The organism is Lacinutrix sp., from assembly GCF_029238095.1.
Lineage (GTDB): Bacteria > Bacteroidota > Bacteroidia > Flavobacteriales > Flavobacteriaceae > Lacinutrix.
In genome coordinates, this window is the sequence record NZ_JAQWGS010000025.1 from 37,537 (window position 1) to 54,567 (window position 17,031).

The 17,031-nt window shown below is 33.7% G+C and carries 10 protein-coding genes; 2 read left to right on the forward strand and 8 right to left on the reverse strand.

Annotated elements, in window-relative coordinates; all coding sequences use genetic code 11:
- Positions 1-25: 25 nt before the first annotated feature.
- Positions 26-583 (reverse strand): superoxide dismutase family protein, encoded by a 558-nt coding sequence (locus tag P8H50_RS07420; RefSeq protein ID WP_300207295.1) that lies wholly within the window; start codon positions 581-583, stop codon positions 26-28.
- A gap of 79 nt (positions 584-662) precedes the next feature.
- Positions 663-3,860 (reverse strand): hypothetical protein, encoded by a 3,198-nt coding sequence (locus P8H50_RS07425; protein ID WP_300207297.1) that lies wholly within the window; start codon positions 3,858-3,860, stop codon positions 663-665.
- A gap of 97 nt (positions 3,861-3,957) precedes the next feature.
- Between P8H50_RS07425 and P8H50_RS07430 the strand changes: the two genes are divergently transcribed.
- Together P8H50_RS07430 and P8H50_RS07435 are read left to right on the forward strand one after the other, a co-directional pair.
- A complete protein-coding gene (locus P8H50_RS07430; protein WP_300207300.1) occupies positions 3,958-5,085 on the forward strand; it encodes a VWA domain-containing protein in 1,128 nt (375 codons plus the stop codon).
- Between the two features lie 73 nt (positions 5,086-5,158).
- On the forward strand, positions 5,159-6,625 hold the full coding sequence (locus tag P8H50_RS07435) for a magnesium chelatase (RefSeq protein ID WP_300207302.1): 1,467 nt from the start codon (positions 5,159-5,161) through the stop codon (positions 6,623-6,625).
- 53 nt (positions 6,626-6,678) lie between these two features.
- Here P8H50_RS07435 and P8H50_RS07440 read toward each other — a convergent pair whose 3' ends face one another.
- The 6 genes from P8H50_RS07440 to P8H50_RS07465 all read right to left on the reverse strand — a co-directional run bounded on the left by P8H50_RS07440 (position 6,679) and on the right by P8H50_RS07465 (position 17,003).
- Complete coding sequence (locus P8H50_RS07440) at positions 6,679-8,325, reverse strand: M1 family metallopeptidase (protein ID WP_300207304.1); 1,647 nt, start codon at positions 8,323-8,325, stop codon at positions 6,679-6,681.
- 89 nt (positions 8,326-8,414) lie between these two features.
- Entirely contained in the window at positions 8,415-10,223 is a 1,809-nt protein-coding gene (locus P8H50_RS07445; protein ID WP_300207307.1) for an acyl-CoA dehydrogenase family protein, read from the reverse strand.
- Between the two features lie 27 nt (positions 10,224-10,250).
- Complete coding sequence (locus P8H50_RS07450; RefSeq protein WP_300207309.1) at positions 10,251-11,444, reverse strand: acetyl-CoA C-acyltransferase; 1,194 nt, start codon at positions 11,442-11,444, stop codon at positions 10,251-10,253.
- A gap of 3 nt (positions 11,445-11,447) precedes the next feature.
- The gene (locus P8H50_RS07455; protein ID WP_300207312.1) at positions 11,448-13,856 is read right to left on the reverse strand and encodes a 3-hydroxyacyl-CoA dehydrogenase/enoyl-CoA hydratase family protein; all 2,409 of its coding nucleotides are present in this window, start codon (positions 13,854-13,856) and stop codon (positions 11,448-11,450) included.
- A gap of 1 nt (position 13,857) precedes the next feature.
- Entirely contained in the window at positions 13,858-14,313 is a 456-nt protein-coding gene (locus P8H50_RS07460) for a MarR family transcriptional regulator (protein ID WP_300207315.1), read from the reverse strand.
- 917 nt (positions 14,314-15,230) lie between these two features.
- On the reverse strand, positions 15,231-17,003 hold the full coding sequence (locus P8H50_RS07465; RefSeq protein ID WP_300207318.1) for a long-chain fatty acid--CoA ligase: 1,773 nt from the start codon (positions 17,001-17,003) through the stop codon (positions 15,231-15,233).
- Positions 17,004-17,031 lie beyond the last annotated feature (28 nt).

A 17,031-nucleotide genomic window follows, 5' to 3' on the forward strand; every position in this document is an offset into this window, starting at 1 on the left:
GCTTAAAATTTACACTAAATAATTATTACTTAATTATACCTCCACAACTTACTCTTGTACCTGCAGCTCCACTTGGTTGAGAAGTAAAATCGTCTACGCCTTCGTGAACAATAATGGCTTTTCCTAAAATATCTTTTGTCTCATCTCCACAACCAATACACCATTGGTCTGTAGTTATATTTACGATAGCAAATCCTTTTTCATCTGCTGTAAAGTTTCCTATATCACCTTTATGAAAACCTTCTGAGTTTCCCCATTTTCCATGTGGTTGTCCAGTAGGATTCCAGTGTCCACCAGAAGATTTCCCATCGTCTAATGAGCAATCTGCAGTTTCATGAATATGTATGGCATGCTCACCAGGTGTTAAACCTTCTAAGATGGCAGTCATTTCAACTTTGCCATCTTCTTGAGTAAACACGACATTTCCTTTTACAGTACTACCACTTTTTGGCGACAGTGCAAATTTTACTTTTACAGCTTTTTCTGCTTTTGTTACAGGTTCAACTTTATCTTTTGCGTCTTTTTTACAACTTGTTGTAAATGCTAAAACGGTTAATAATGATAATAATACTATTTTTTTCATGAGTTATTTTGTTTTGTTCTACCTAAGGCAGAAAGTTAAGTTTATAAATGGTTTTTTGCAAGAAACTTTAGTACTATTACTAAAAGGTCTTGGTTTCTTTAAATTCTGAAATATTTAGAGTTTCAATCTCAGCTCTGTAAGATTTCCAGTCTTTTTCGAAAAATGTATTTGTTTTTGTAAGTGCATCGTTTAAATAGGTTTTGGCATGGTTTAATAATGTAGTTTCAGTACTTGTAACTCCATGTTGTCTTGAACCAATATAACTACTTGCTTTACCAATTCTAGAATTAACAGTTGGTAAATTGCTACGAGTAATACCTTGTCTTTTGTCTACTTTTCCAAAATAAAGAACAAATAAATCGTCTATTTTTTTAATGAGGTCTTTAGACGCTTTTATTTCTTTTTTGTATTTCTTTTTATCTAAAGCGCTAAGGTCTTTTTTATATTTTTCAGCTATTTTTTTACTTTCAGCAAGTTGTTGTGTAGCATCTGCCATGGTTTGTCTTAGAGCTTCTACTTCCTTTAGTGCTGAATAAACCGCGTCTGTATTTGACTTAGATACTTCTATTCTTGGATCTTCATTTACATTTATAAATTCTTCCGAAGCTAAATTACCATAATGCATTACAGCTCTGTATGTTCCTGGTTTAACTGACACACCACTAGGTTCACTCTTTCTTTTTCGAAAAGATTTTGAAGGATAATCGACACCTTTTTCTCTCATATACCAAGTCCAATTATAAATACCAGTAGAGTCTGGTGTTTTACGTTTAACTGTTCTAATGAGTTTATCTTTATTGTAAATTTTCATGGTAATAGAATCCCACTTTATTTCATTTTTATTTTCTTCAGCTGTTTCTTGTTCTTTTTCATCTTCCTCGTTTTTCTCTTCCTCTTTTTTCTGTAGTTTTTCAACTTTCACATAATACTTAAATTGTGCACCAGAACCTCTATTGTCTCCAGAATACATAGCATCACCACCAAAACGACTTCCAGAGGCTTGCTGGTAAGCTGCTTGGTAAGCTGTTGGAGGTGTAAATAATTCTAATTTCTTATTTGCTATTTCATTTTTTGCAATCGCTCGCAACGGTCTTAAATCGTCTAAAACCCAAGCGGCACGTCCGAAAGTACCAATCACTAAATCGTGCTCTCTAGGATGAATGACTAAATCTTTTACAGGAACGGTAGGGAAGCCTTGTGTCCATTTTGTCCATTGCTCGCCAGCATTTGTAGAAATGTATAAACCATCGTCTGTTCCTAAAAACATGAGGTTTGGTTCTTCTAAATCTTCAATTATTGAGAGTGTATAACTTTTTACATAGTTAGCATCTACAATACGTTCCCAAGATTTCCCGTAATTTTTGGTTCTATAGGCATAAGGTTCATAATTAAAGCGTCTGTAGTCGTTAGCAACTAAAAGTGCTTCTCCTTCATTTTTATTACTTGCTTTTATTTGTACAATCCAACTACCAGTTGGTAAACCTTTTAAGTTTTTACTCACATCATTCCATGAATTACCACCATTTTGAGTTACATGCACACGACCATCATCTGTTCCAACCCATAGCATATCTTGTTCTAAAGGAGACGGTTCTATTACTAAAATTGTACAGTGGTTTTCTGCTCCTGTAGCATCAATTGTTATACCACCACTGTCGCGTTGTTTCTGTTTTTCAGGATCGTTGGTTGTTAAATCTGGCGAAATAATGCTCCAAGTATCACCTTTATCATTAGACTTATGTACAAACTGACTTCCAAAATAAACAGTGTTGTTATTAAAAGGATCGATGTTTATTGCCGAATTCCAATTAAAACGCAATAATACTTCTGCATCGGGATGTGTAGGTTGAACACCATAATTGTTTCCAGTTTGCCAATCGTATCTACTTACATAACCTTGTTGACTCATAGTCCAACCGTAACGGGAATCATCGCGATCTGGAATGACATCAAAACCATCACCAAAGCTTATTTCTTGCCAATAACTATTTCTTATCCCTTGTGCTTTCCAGACATAAGCTGGACCTCGCCAAGATCCATTGTCTTGCATACCTCCATAAACATTATATGGAAACTCGTTATCTACATTAATATGGTAGAATTGTGCTACAGGCATATTACCAATAAAACGCCAAGACTTACCACCATCTTTAGTAATGTTCATGCCACCATCGTTTCCATCTATCATGAAATTTCCATTTTCTGGATGAATCCACCAGGCATGATGATCTGGATGTACACCATTACTCACACCGTAAGCAGGCATTAGTTGTTTGAAGTTTTTTCCGCCATCTTCACTTACATTGATGTATGTAAAAACAGAATACACTCTGTTTTCATTTTGTGGGTCAACATAGATTTCAGAGTAATAGAAAGGTCTATTGCCAATATCGCTTTTGTCGTTTATTTTCTTCCAATTAAAACCACCATCTTCACTTTTATATAGTGCGTTTTTTTTTGCCTCCACTAAAGCATACACAATGTTTGGTTTGTTTCTAGCAATGGCAACTCCTATTCTTCCTAGATTTCCTTTTGGAAACCCTTCTTTCTCAGTCATTTTCTTCCACGTTTTTCCACCATCATGAGTGATGTGTAATCCAGAGCCTTCTCCACCAGAATTAAAAAACCATGGTTCGCGTTTATGTTCCCAAAGCGTTGCTATTAGTTTATTAGGATTTGTAGGATCCATAACTAAATCTGCAGCTCCAGTTTTATTATTTGCAAATAAGATTTTCTCCCAAGTTTCGCCTCCATTTGTAGTTTTATAAACACCACGTTCACTGTGTTCTCCCCAAGGACTACCAATGGCAGCTACGTAGACAATATTTGGATTTGTAGTATCTATAACAACTCGATGAATGTGGCGCGTTTTTTCTAAACCCATAGAAGTCCAACTTCTGCCAGCATCTAAAGATTTATAGATACCAAAACCTCCATTTAAACTGTTTCTTGGATTACCTTCACCTGTTCCAACCCAAATAACACTTGGATTAGATTGTTGTATAGCGACAGAACCAATAGAAGACGTTAGTTCTTTATCAAATATTGGTGTCCATTTAATACCACCAGAAGTCGATTTCCATAAACCACCAGAAGCAGTACCAACATACATAATATCTGGATTACTATGTACAGCATCTATGGCTGTTACTCGACCAGACATTCCACCTGGACCAATATTTCTAAGTTTCATATTTTTTACTAAATCCATGGAGATTTCTTGCGAAAACCCTGAAATTGAAATCATTAAAAAGAGTAATAGTTGTAGTTTTTTCATCTTAGGTCAATTAGTTTGCATAAAGTTAAGGAACAAAATCTTAAAAAGCTGTTAAGGCGTTTATTTAGAGTTGAAATTATTGTATTTTTATGCTGCAATGAAAAAAGAAAAACTATTTAAAAAGGGTTTCGTGTTTAAACAATACGAAGCTGCTTCTCAAACGCCATTCGAGATACTTTTCGATATTTTTAAAGAATTAATAACTCACACTTCTGGAGATTTTGATGAAGCTATTGATTGGCTTCGAGAACTTGATAAAGAATACAAACTCTCAACACCAGAATACACGATTGAAGATTTTATTGAAGATCTAAAAGCCAAAGGCTACATAAGAGAAGAAATAAAACCAGATGGAAAAAAGGGAACAGGAATTACTGCCAAAACAGAACGTGCTATTCGAAAATCTGCTCTAGACCAAATATTTGGTAATATAAAACGCAGTGGATCTGGAAACCACAAAAGTAAAGGTGTTGGAATAGGCGATGAGCATACAGGAGACTTTAGAAATTATCAATTTGGAGATAGTTTAGATAAAGTCTCTATGACCGAAAGCTTACGTAATGCGCAAATAAATAATGGGTTTGGTGATTTTAAGCTAACAGAAGACGATTTAGTCATTGAAGAGACCACCCATAAAGCGCAAATGAGTACTGTCTTAATGATTGATATAAGCCACAGTATGATTCTCTATGGTGAAGACCGAATAACACCAGCCAAAAAAGTAGCCATGGCTTTAGCAGAGTTAATTACCACACGCTACCCAAAAGATACTTTAGATATTTTGGTTTTTGGAAACGATGCATGGCCAATAAAAATAAAAGATTTACCATACTTAAATGTAGGGCCTTACCATACCAATACTGTTGCAGGTTTACAATTAGCTATGGATTTACTCCGAAGGAAACGTAATACCAATAAGCAGATTTTTATGATAACCGATGGTAAGCCAAGTTGTTTAAAACTGCCAGATGGCACATACTATAAAGACAGTAATGGTCTAAATCCATACATTACAAATAAGTGTTATGCTCAAGCACAGCAGGCCAGAAGACTACATATTTCTATCACTACATTTATGATTGCACAAGACAATTATCTTATGCAATTTGTAGAAGCGTTTACCAAAGCAAATCAAGGCAAAGCTTTTTATACAGGATTAAAAGGGTTAGGTGAAATGATTTTTGAAGATTACGAAACCAACAGAAAAAAAAGAATTAAAGGATAATCATTTAGTGAAAAAGTTTAGAGTGAAAAGTGAATAGTTTTCTTACTCAAATGAAAAAGATAAAAAACAAACTATGGAAATTAAAAATATAAAAACTTTAGGCGATTTAAAAAAAGCAGGTTACCAAAGTAAATCGATTAAAGATGAATTAAGAGATAATTTAATTGAAAAAATAAAAAACAAAACAACAGTTTTTGAAGGTATTCATGGATACGAAAACACAGTAATTCCAGAATTAGAACGCGCAATACTATCTAGACATAATATTAATTTATTAGGGCTTAGAGGTCAAGCAAAAACACGTTTAGCACGTTTAATGCTTAATTTGCTAGACGAATATATACCTTTAGTAGAAGGTAGCGAGATCAACGATGATCCATTTCAACCTATATCGCGTTATGCAATAGAATTGATAAAAGACAAAGGCGATAGTACACCAATTTCTTGGTTGCATAGAAGTGAGCGTTTTGCCGAGAAATTGGCAACTCCAGATGTTACTGTAGCAGATATTATTGGTGATGTAGACCCAATAAAAGCAGCGAATTTAAAATTGAGTTATGCAGATGATCGTGTGTTGCATTATGGCATGATACCAAGAGCAAACCGTTGCATTTTCGTAATTAATGAATTACCAGATTTACAAGCAAGAATACAAGTGGCTTTGTTTAATATTCTTCAAGAAGGCGATATCCAGATTCGTGGTTTTAAATTGAGATTGAATTTAGATATGCAGTTTGTTTTTACAGCAAATCCTGAAGATTATACCAATAGAGGAAGTATTGTAACGCCTTTAAAAGATAGAATTGGCTCGCAAATTTTAACGCATTACCCAACAGATATTGAAACGGCTAAAATAATTACAGCGCAAGAAGCAAAATCTGATCCACGTCAAAAAGAAAGTATTCATGTGCCAGAATTAGCAAAAGATCTTTTAGAACAAATTGTGTTTGAAGCACGAGAAAGTGATTTTATAGACGAAAAAAGTGGAGTAAGTGCACGTTTAAGTATTACAGCTTTCGAAAACCTATTAAGTACTGCCGAACTTAGAGCACTTAAAGCAGGCGAAGAGCATACAACTGTTAGATTGTCAGATTTTTTAGGCATTATTCCAGCTATCACTGGAAAGGTAGAATTGGTTTATGAAGGTGAGCAAGAAGGTGCAGCACAAGTAGCATATAACATAATTGGTGAAGCTGTAAAAAGTTTATTTCCAGAGTTTTTTCCAAAGATTGAAAAACTAAAAAAGGAATCTGAAGAAAGTCCATACGATGATATTGTATCTTGGTTTTTTAATAATCGTGATGGATTTGAGATGTTAGACGATTTAAGAGATAAAGAATACAAAGTTTTACTTGATGCTGTTTCTCCACTAGATGATTTGCTTGGAGCGCATCAGCCAAAACTATCGAAACAAGAAAGTTATTTTGTAAAAGAGTTCGTGCTTTGGGCTTTAGTAGAATACAAATTATTAAGTAAATATAGATTTACAGAAGGTATTCAATTTAAAGATCCTTATGGCAGTTTTATAAGTGGACTTTAATAGATCTAGTAAATTTTTGTAACTAAATTAAAATTTTCATCAATGCTTAGGTGTTATAGACTTTTGCTTTCTATATAGAAATCCCGTTTTATTGTTACTGGCATTTTACTAGATTTTGTTTCGTAAATTTGCCATTCTGTTTTTGGTGTTATCCAATGTAATTCATCTCCAATAAATACTTGAATTGGCATATCAAAATCATCAACAACATTAATCCATCTGTATTTTAATTCACGATTCTTATGAGTAAACTCTATAAGAGGAATTTTTGTAGTACGTAAATACTGATTAAAAAAACCTTCCAATTCTAAATCAGAAGCTTTAGCAATATAGTCTTCAATCTGTTTTGTAGTAACGGTTTGATGATAAAATTCTTTATTTAAACCTCTTAAAATTTCTCTCCATTTTTCATCATCTTCAATAAGCTGACGCAAAGTATGTAACATATTAGCACCTTTATAGTACATGTCTCCAGAACCTTCACTATTTACATTATAGTCTCCTATTAAAGGTTTATCGTTTTGAATGTTTGCACGCGTACCTATAACATAATCTGCAGAAGCTTCTTTTCCATAGTAATAATCTATAAAAATATTTTCAGAATAGGCTGTAAAGCCTTCATGAATCCACATATCTGCAATATCTACATTTGTGATATTGTTTGCAAACCATTCGTGTCCAGCTTCATGAATAATGATAAAATCGAATTTAAGTCCCCAACCAGTTCTAGATAAATCGTTACCTAAATAGCCTTTCATGTATTTGTTTCCGTAGGTCACCGAACTTTGGTGCTCCATTCCTAAATAGGGTACTTCTACTAACTTAAAACTATCTTCGTAAAAAGGATATGGTCCAAACCAGTGCTCGAAAGCTTTCATCATTTTTGGAGCATCTTTAAAATGTTCTTTAGCTTTGTCTAGATTATCTTTTAGTACATAATAATTCATATCTAAATCACCATTTTCACCTTTAAAAACTTCTGAAAAATTAACATAATCACCAATATTAATATTCACGCCATAATTATTTATTGGGTTATTTACAAACCAATTAAAGGTTGTAGAGTTTTCTTTTTCTTCAACGCTTCTTAATCTACCGTTAGAGACATTAGTTAATCCTTTTGGAACGTTAACACTAATGAGCATACTATCTACTTCGTCGTACATGTGGTCTTTGTTTGGCCACCAAACACTAGCTCCAAGACCTTGGCACGAAGACGCTACAAAATGATTTCCATTATTATCTTTTTTCCATGAGATTCCACCATCCCATGGCGCACGAACGGCTTCCCTTGGTTTGCCTTCATAAAACGCAATAACGCTATTGGTATCTCCAATGGTTTGATTATCAAGAAGTGTTACAAAATGTGCATTACCATCGTGTTTAATTGCTAATGTTTTACCGTTTTGAGTTACTTTAGTTAACATTAAAGGTTGTTGTAAATCAATTTGCATGACTTGATATGGCTTTAACACTTTATATTGAATGGTGTTTTTTCCAGAGATTGTTTTTTGTTCTGGATTAACTTTTATGTCTAAATGGTAATAGCTTAAATCCCACCATTCGCGTTCTGGAGTTATAGAACCACGAAGTGTATCTTGTCTTGTGAAGTTGCTTTTATCTTCTAACAGTCCTTGTGAAAACGATAAAGATGTAAAAAGTAAGGCGAAAATTAAAAACGCTATTTTGTTTGTAAACATGAATTATGATTTTGATTTAAAAGTACAAAAATAAAAAAGACTGCTTCATTTCTGATAACAGTCTTTTTAACTTCTTAACTAAAACGTATTTAAAAACAGTATTTGTTTTCTGTTTTAACTTTTTCAGCTATCTCGATACGTAAATCTACAATATCTGGATAGTTTGCGTATTTAGTAAAACGCTTAAGTCCCATTAACATCATACGTTGTTCGTCTCCTTCAGCAAAAGAAATAATACTTTCTTTTCCTTTTTCTTCAACAATATCCACAGCATGATATAGATATAATTTTGCCATAGCGATTTGTGCAGACTGTGCTTCTTCTCCAAAACGTTTTGCGTTTTTCTCTGTTCTTAAAATTGCAGATTCTGCCATATAGATTTCAATTAAAATATCTGCAGCTGCAATTAATAATTGTTGGTGATCTTCTAATTGCGGACCATATTTTTGAACTGCTCCACCTGCGACCATTAAGAAAGTCTTTTTTAGCTTCTTAATCATTTCTTTTTCTTCTGAAAACAACTCAGAATAATCAGGCGTTTCAAATGAAGGAATACCCATTAATTCTTCTTGAACTGCCTGTGCAGGTCCTAATAAATCTACATGACCTTTCATGGCTTTTTTAACTAGCATACCTACTGCTAACATACGGTTAATTTCGTTTGTGCCTTCGTAAATACGTGCAATACGTGCATCTCTCCAAGCCGCTTCCATAGGTGTTTCTTCTGAGAATCCCATGCCTCCAAAAATTTGGATACCTTCATCTGCACAATTTTGTACATCTTCTGATACTGCAACTTTTAGTATAGAACATTCAATTGCGTATTCTTCGACACCTTTAAGTTCAGCTTCCTGATGTGTGTTTCCAGCTTCAACTCTTAAAGAAATTCTATCTTCAATGTTTTTCGCAGCTCTGTAGGTTGCAGACTCACCTGCATAGGCACTAGCTGCCATTTCTGCTAATTTGGTTTTAATCGCTCCAAAATCTGCAATTGGTGTTTTAAATTGTTTACGCTCGTTAGCATAATTTACAGCAGTTGTTAAGATGCGTCTTTGCGAATCTAAGCAAGCAGCAGCTAATTTAATACGACCAACATTTAGCGCGTTCATGGCGATTTTAAATCCTTCACCACGACCAGCTAGCATATTTTCAACAGGAACAAGGGTGTCATTAAAGAATACTTGACGCGTAGAACTTGCACGAATACCTAATTTATGCTCTTCTTCACCTAAGGTTATTCCATTTGGATTTTTACCGTCATATTCTACTATGAAACCTGTAATATTTTTGTCATTTTCAATACGTGCAAAAACAATCATCAAACTACAGAATCCAGCATTTGAGATCCACATTTTTTGCCCATTAATTTTATAAGATTTACCATCTTCAGAGAGAACTGCAGTAGTTTTTCCAGAATTAGCATCAGATCCTGCTCCAGGTTCTGTTAAACAATAAGCGCCAAACCAATCACCAGTAGCTAATTTTGGCACATATTTTTGTTTTTGTTCTTCAGTACCATATAAAGTAATTGGCATGGTGCCAATTCCTGTATGTGCACCAAAAGCAGTACTAAAAGAGCCTGTTCCAGATGAAATATAATCGCATGTTAAACACGTAGAAACGAATCCCATTCCTAATCCATCATAAGCCTCAGGAACTGCTACACCTAAAAAGCCCATTTCTCCAGCTTTACGCATCACTTCTTCAGTTAAGGCATAATCTTTGGCTTCAAACCTAGGTTTGTGTGCAATAATTTCACGTTCATTAAATTCCATAACAGATTCCTTCATCATTGTTTGTTCTTCTGAAAAATCTTCAGGAGTAAAAACATCTTCGCAATTTGTTTCCTTTACTAAGAATTGACCTCCACGCAGGATGTCTTTTTCTGTATTTGCCATTTTATAGTATTGTATTAAGTTCTTTTATTAGTTTAAAAATTCAAAAATTCCGCAAGCACCTTGACCTGTTCCAACACACATGGTAACAGCTCCGTATTTACCTTTCATGTTGCGCTTACGCATTTCGTCAAAAAGTTGAACAGATAATTTTGCTCCTGTGCATCCTAATGGATGTCCTAATGCAATAGCACCACCATTAACGTTTATTAGCTTTGGATTTAAATCCAATTCTCTGATTACAGCTAAAGATTGAGAAGCAAAGGCTTCGTTTAATTCTATTAGCTCTAAATCGGCTTGTTTTAAACCTGCTTGTTTTAATGCTTTTGGAATAGCCTTTACTGGACCAATACCCATAATTCTTGGTTCAACACCAGCTGCAGCATAGTTTACCATGCGTGCTACTGGTTCAAGATTTAATTCTTTAACCATATCTTCACTCATAACCATTACAAAAGCTGCACCATCACTCATTTGTGATGAATTACCAGCAGTAACACTTCCGCCAGCTGCAAATACAGCTCTCAATTTTGCTAAAGCTTCTTTACTTGTTCCAGCACGAGGTCCTTCATCTTTAGTTACTGTGTATTTTTTTGTCGCTTTTTTTCCATTGGAATCTATATATGTTTGCTCAACTTCTATAGGAACGATTTGATCTTGAAAACGATTTTCAGCTTGGGCTTTTAACGCTTTCATGTGTGAGTTGTATGCAAATTCATCTTGATCTTCACGAGACACTTTAAATTGGTTCGCTACTGCTTCAGCAGTATTTCCCATTCCCCAATAATAGTCTTCATGTCCTGCTTTTACAATAGCATCATAATTTAACTCTGGCTTAAAACCTGTCATTGGGACACTACTCATGCTTTCTGCTCCACCTGCTATGATGCAATCTGCCATACCTGCTTGAATCTTGGCTGTAGCCATACCAATAGTTTCAACTCCTGAAGAACAAAAACGGTTTACTGTTACTCCAGGTACGTCTACAACATCTAATCCCATTAAAGAGATTAAACGCGCCATATTTAATCCTTGGGAACCTTCAGGCATTGCGTTTCCAACAATAACGTCGTCAATTCGTTTTGGGTCTAAACCTGGCAATTCTTTCATCATGTATTTGATGGTTTCTGCTGCCAATTCATCGGTTCTTTTAAAACGGAACACACCTTTTGGTGCTTTACCTACTGCTGTTCTGTATGCTTTTACTATATATGCTGTTTTCATTTTTTAGTTTCTTAAAGGTTTACCTTTGGTTAACATATGCTGAATTCTTTCTAAAGTTTTACGCTCTGTACATAAACTTAGAAATGCTTCACGTTCAAGGTCTAGTAAGTATTGTTCGCTTACTAAAGTAGGTTCAGATAAATCTCCACCAGCCATAACATAAGCTAACTTATTTGCAATTTTCTTGTCATGTTCACTAATGTAATGACTTGCTTCCATAGAGTCTGTACCTACTAAAAACATGCTTAATGCTTGTTTACCTAGGACTAGAACATCGTTGCGTTTTACAGGTTGCGTATATCCAGCATCTGCCATTAATTTGGCGTGTGCTTTTGCAGTAGCAATTTGTCTGTCTTTATTAACTACTACAATGTCTTTTCCTTTTTGAAGAATACCTAAATCGAATGCTTCGTAAGCAGATGTTGCAACTTTAGCCATACCAATAGTTAAAAAATACTCTTGAAGTGTATTTAATTGTACATCACCTTTCTTGAAAGTATCTGATGCTCTTAAAGCCATTTCTTTAGAACCACCACCACCAGGTATTACGCCAACACCAAACTCAACAAGTCCAATATAAGTTTCTGCTGCTGCAACTACTTTATCTGCGTGCATAGATAATTCGCATCCACCACCAAGCGACATTCCGTGAGGTGCTGCAACTGTAGGTATAGAAGAATAGCGCATACGCATCATAGTATCTTGGAAATATTTGATAGCCATATTAAGCTCATCGTACTCTTGTTCGGCAGCCATCATAAAAATCATGCCTATGTTTGCACCAACTGAGAAGTTTGCAGCTTGATTACCAACAACCAATCCTGCAAAATTTTTTTCTGCTAAATCTATTGCTTTATTTAATCCGGCAAGAACGTCACCTCCAATGGTGTTCATTTTAGATTGGAATTCTACATTAAGTATTCCATCACCTAAATCTTCAACAACAACTCCAGAGTTTTTAAAGACTTCAGATGTTTTTCTAATGTTATCTAGTATGATGAAACTGTCTTGACCAGGAATTTTTTCTTGAGATTTTTTAGGAATATCATACGCATAGGTTGCACCATCTTTAATAGTGTAGAAGCTATCGCTTCCTGTAGCAAGCATCTCGTTCACCCAAACATTAGGTTCTAAACCTTCTGCTTTCATCATTTCGATTCCTTTTTCTACACCAATAGCATCCCAAATTTGGAAAGGACCGTGTTCCCAACCGAAACCTGCTTTCATGGCATCATCAATCTTGTATAAATCATCAGTGATTTCTGGAATTCTGTTTGAAACGTAAGCGAATAATGCAGCGAAACTTTTTCTGTAGAATTCACCTGCTTTATCTTTTCCTTTAACTAATATTTTGAAACGATCTACAACTTTATCAACTGTTTTGGTTAATTCTAAGGTTGCAAATTTTGCACGTTTGTTTGGTCTATATTCTAATGTGTTTAAATCTAAAGATAAAATGTCCTTAGATCCATCTGCTTTTCTTTCTAATTTATAAAACCCTTGTCCAGTTTTGCTTCCTAGCCATTTGTTCTCCATCATGGTATTGATGAAATCTGGAAGTACAAACAATTCATTACGCTCGTCTTTTGGACAGTTTTCTTTAATTCCGTTGGCTACGTGAACTAAAGTATCTAATCCTACAACATCAACTGTTCTGAAGGTTGCCGATTTTGGACGACCTATTACAGGTCCTGATAATTTATCGACTTCTTCAATAGTTAGGTCTAAATCTTTTACAGCGTGGAATAAACTTTGAATACTAAAAATTCCAATACGATTACCAATAAATGCAGGAGTGTCTTTTGCAATTACAGAAGTTTTTCCTAAGAATTGTTCTCCATAGCCATTTAAAAACTCTAAAACAGAAGCGTCAGTTTTTGGTCCTGGAATAATTTCGAATAGTTTTAAGTAGCGAGCAGGATTAAAAAAGTGTGTTCCACAGAAATGCTTCTGGAAATCTTCACTTCGACCTTCGCTCATAAATTTAATAGGAATACCAGAGGTATTAGAAGTAATTAATGTTCCAGGTGTTCTATATTTTTCAAGTTTCTCGAAAACTTGTTGTTTGATGTCTAGTCTTTCAACTACAACCTCCATAATCCAGTCTACGTCTTTTACTTTTGCAATATCATCTTCTAGATTTCCAGTTGTGATACGGTTTGCAAATGAATGGTGATAGAGTGGTACAGGTTTAGATTTTATTGATGCTGTAAGTGCATCATTAACTAATCTGTTTCTAACAACTTTGTCTTCTATAGTTAAGCCTTTGGCTTTTTCTTTATCATTGAGTTCTCTTGGTACAATGTCTAATAACAAAACATCAACACCAATATTGGCGAAGTGGCAAGCGATACCACTTCCCATGATTCCAGAACCAATAATTGCTATTTTTTTAATTCTACGTTTGCTCATATTATTTTAAAATGTGTTCTTTTTGATTGTATATTTTTTTATTCGAAATCAACTCGTTTATTATATCTGTAACTTCTTGAAAATGTTTTAGTTTATCTTCAGAAACATGATTTTTTATGGTATTGTTAAACGTTAAAACGCGTTCTCTTGAATATTCTCTTTTTTCCTTTCCAAAATCAGTTAAATAAATAAGGACACCACGACCATCTTCTGGGTTAGGTTTTCGCTCTATTAGACCAAGTGCTTCCATTTTTTTTAATATTCTAGAAAGACTAGTCGCTTCCATTCCCATAATTGGACCAAGTGATGTGGAAGGAGTTCCATTTTCTGGATCTATACTTAATAATGTAAAGCCTGTAGCCATTGTAGTATCGAACTTTGCAGCTTCTTCATTATACATTTTATTTACTGCTAACCATGTGGTACGTAATAAATAGTCTATGGTTTTGTCTTTCATTAAATTGTTATTCGGTTAGTGCGAATTCAAAGATAATAAAAATTTGTTATGCATGCATAGTAAATTGAAAAATATATTTGAAGTTATTGTTTATTTTTAGTTATGTTTTGAATTACTTGAGCAATAAAATAAGAAACTAAGGCTGTAATCTATGTGTTTTCTTAAGATTTAGTAGTCAGGTAGTTGTATAAATATTGTCTAAAAATTACTTTATTTGAAATAATTGATAAAGATATTCGATTTCTTTAAAAACTATTTCATCGAAAAATGAATCTTCTTCATTTGAAATAATTTCATAGGCAAAAGTTTGGCCATTTTGAAACATTTCTTTGTTGAACGGATTGTTACTTTCTTGAAAAACTCATGTGGATTTACAATCTACTTTCCAAATAATATTTGAAATTGATTAGCTTATTCGATTTCTCTTTCTTTTCTATATACTTGTCTTTTGAAATGTTTATAAATGTAGTATATAGAGTATATGTAGATGGTTTTTGAGTTAAATAGTAAAATTCACCAGTTTTAAGTCATCACAAACAATGTTATTTTGCCTATCCTTTTATTTTTCTAATGCACCACTTTGAAAATTATCTATTGACAATTATTAAGTGTTCTAGTAGCAATTTTATTACAAAATTCATCAATTTGAGATTGAGAAAGACTTTTAGTATTGTAATAATTTCTTATTTCTTTTTTATAATTATTGAGTATTTTAGTATATCAAGACTTTAATTAATATGCACTCTTTAATTTTTTTACTCTCAATACATTTACACATTTTAAGTGACAAATCATTTAACAAATCTCATGCTTCTTTACTATTTATAAATGTATTTATAATTAAAACACTAATCAGTTTGTTATAACTTTTACCTTTTTTATGGAGCACATAGCATTATAATGGTCTGTTTTTTTTGTTATTGACGATAAATATTATCATAAAGCTCTTGATAAATCTCTTTAATAACTTTACGTTTCATTTTCATGGTAGGTGTAAGGTGTCCACCATCAATAGTCCAAACTTCTGGAGTGAGTTCGAAACGTTTTATTTGTTCCCACTTTCCAAATTTCTTGTTACAGGTATCTACTTCACGTTGAATGCGATCTATAACTTCCTGAGCGTTTGCGATTTCTTGACCAGATTTACCAATATTTTTTTTCTTTCTATCTATCCATTCTTGAATAAACTCGAAGTTGGGTTGAATAATTGCGGCTGGCATTTTTTCGCCTTCACCAACGACCATAACTTGTTCTATAAATCTGGATTGTTTTAATTCGTTTTCTAGAAGCGTTGGAATAACATATTTTCCGCCAGAGGTTTTAAACATTTCTTTTTTTCTTCCTGTAATTTTAAGAAATCCATCTTTATCTACTTCTCCTTTGTCTCCCGTGTGAAAATACTCTCCAGTCATAACAATTGCCGTTTTTTCTGGATCTTTATAATAACCCATCATAACGTTTCGTCCTTTTATTAGGATTTCGCCATCTTCTGCAATTTTTACTTCTACACCATTAATTGGTTTACCAACTGTTCCAATTTTAAAATGGTGGTCTTTGTACATTTCTACAGAGACTACTGGTGATGTTTCTGTTAAACCATAACCTTGCATGACTTGCATTCCAGCAGCACAAAAAATTCTTGATAATCTAGGTTGTAAAGGTGCAGATCCAGAAACCATCGTGGTAAGTTCTCCTCCTAATGCATCTCTCCATTTACTAAAAATTAATTTATTGGCTATTTTTAGTTTAAATTCATACCAAGCACCATTTTTACCATAAGGTTCCCAAGTTTCACCAAGAGCAATTGCCCAATGAAATAATTGACTTTTTATTCCTGATAATTCTGATCCTTTTGCATAAATTTTATCGTAAACTTTTTCTAAGAGTCTTGGCACAACACTCATTAAATTTGGTTTTATTTCTTTAGCATTTTCACCGATTTTGTCTATGCCTTCTGCATAATAAATAGAAACTCCAGCATGTTGGTATATATAAATGAGTACACGTTCGAAAATATGGCAAATAGGAAGAAAACTTAAAACTTTTGGATCTTTATTTCCCAGTGGTAAACGTGGAATACTATTTAAAACATTGCTAGTAATATTGTCATGAGATAACATAACACCTTTAGGTTTTCCTGTTGTTCCTGATGTATATATAATGGTTGCTAACTCCTCTGGTTTTACATTATCTTTTCTTGCTTCAACCTCTGTTTGTGTACTGGTATCTTTTCCGAGTTCAAATAATTCCGAATAGTTTTTACAGCCTGCAATAGAATCAAAACTGTATACTTCTTTAAGTTGCGTATTTGCTTTTATCTTATTGACTTTTTTTAGTACTTCTTCATCACTTACAAAACAATACGTAGAACCACTATGGTTTAAAACATACTCGTAATCTTCTGAACAAATTGTAGGATAAATAGGAACATTTTGAGCACCTACTTGAAGTATTCCTATATCTACTATATTCCATTCTGTTCTATTGGTCGAAGAAATAATAGCAATTTTATCGTTTTTTTGAACACCCATTTTTAACAATGCACGACTTACAGCATTGGCTTTATCTACATACTCTTGCGAAGACATTGGTGTCCATTCACCATTATATTTGGTAACTAGAGCAGCTTTTAAATTGTATTTTTCTAACTGATATTGAGGAAAATCGAAAAGGCGTGTAATTTCTGTCATGCTTTTATATAGTAGTTATAAGTATTGC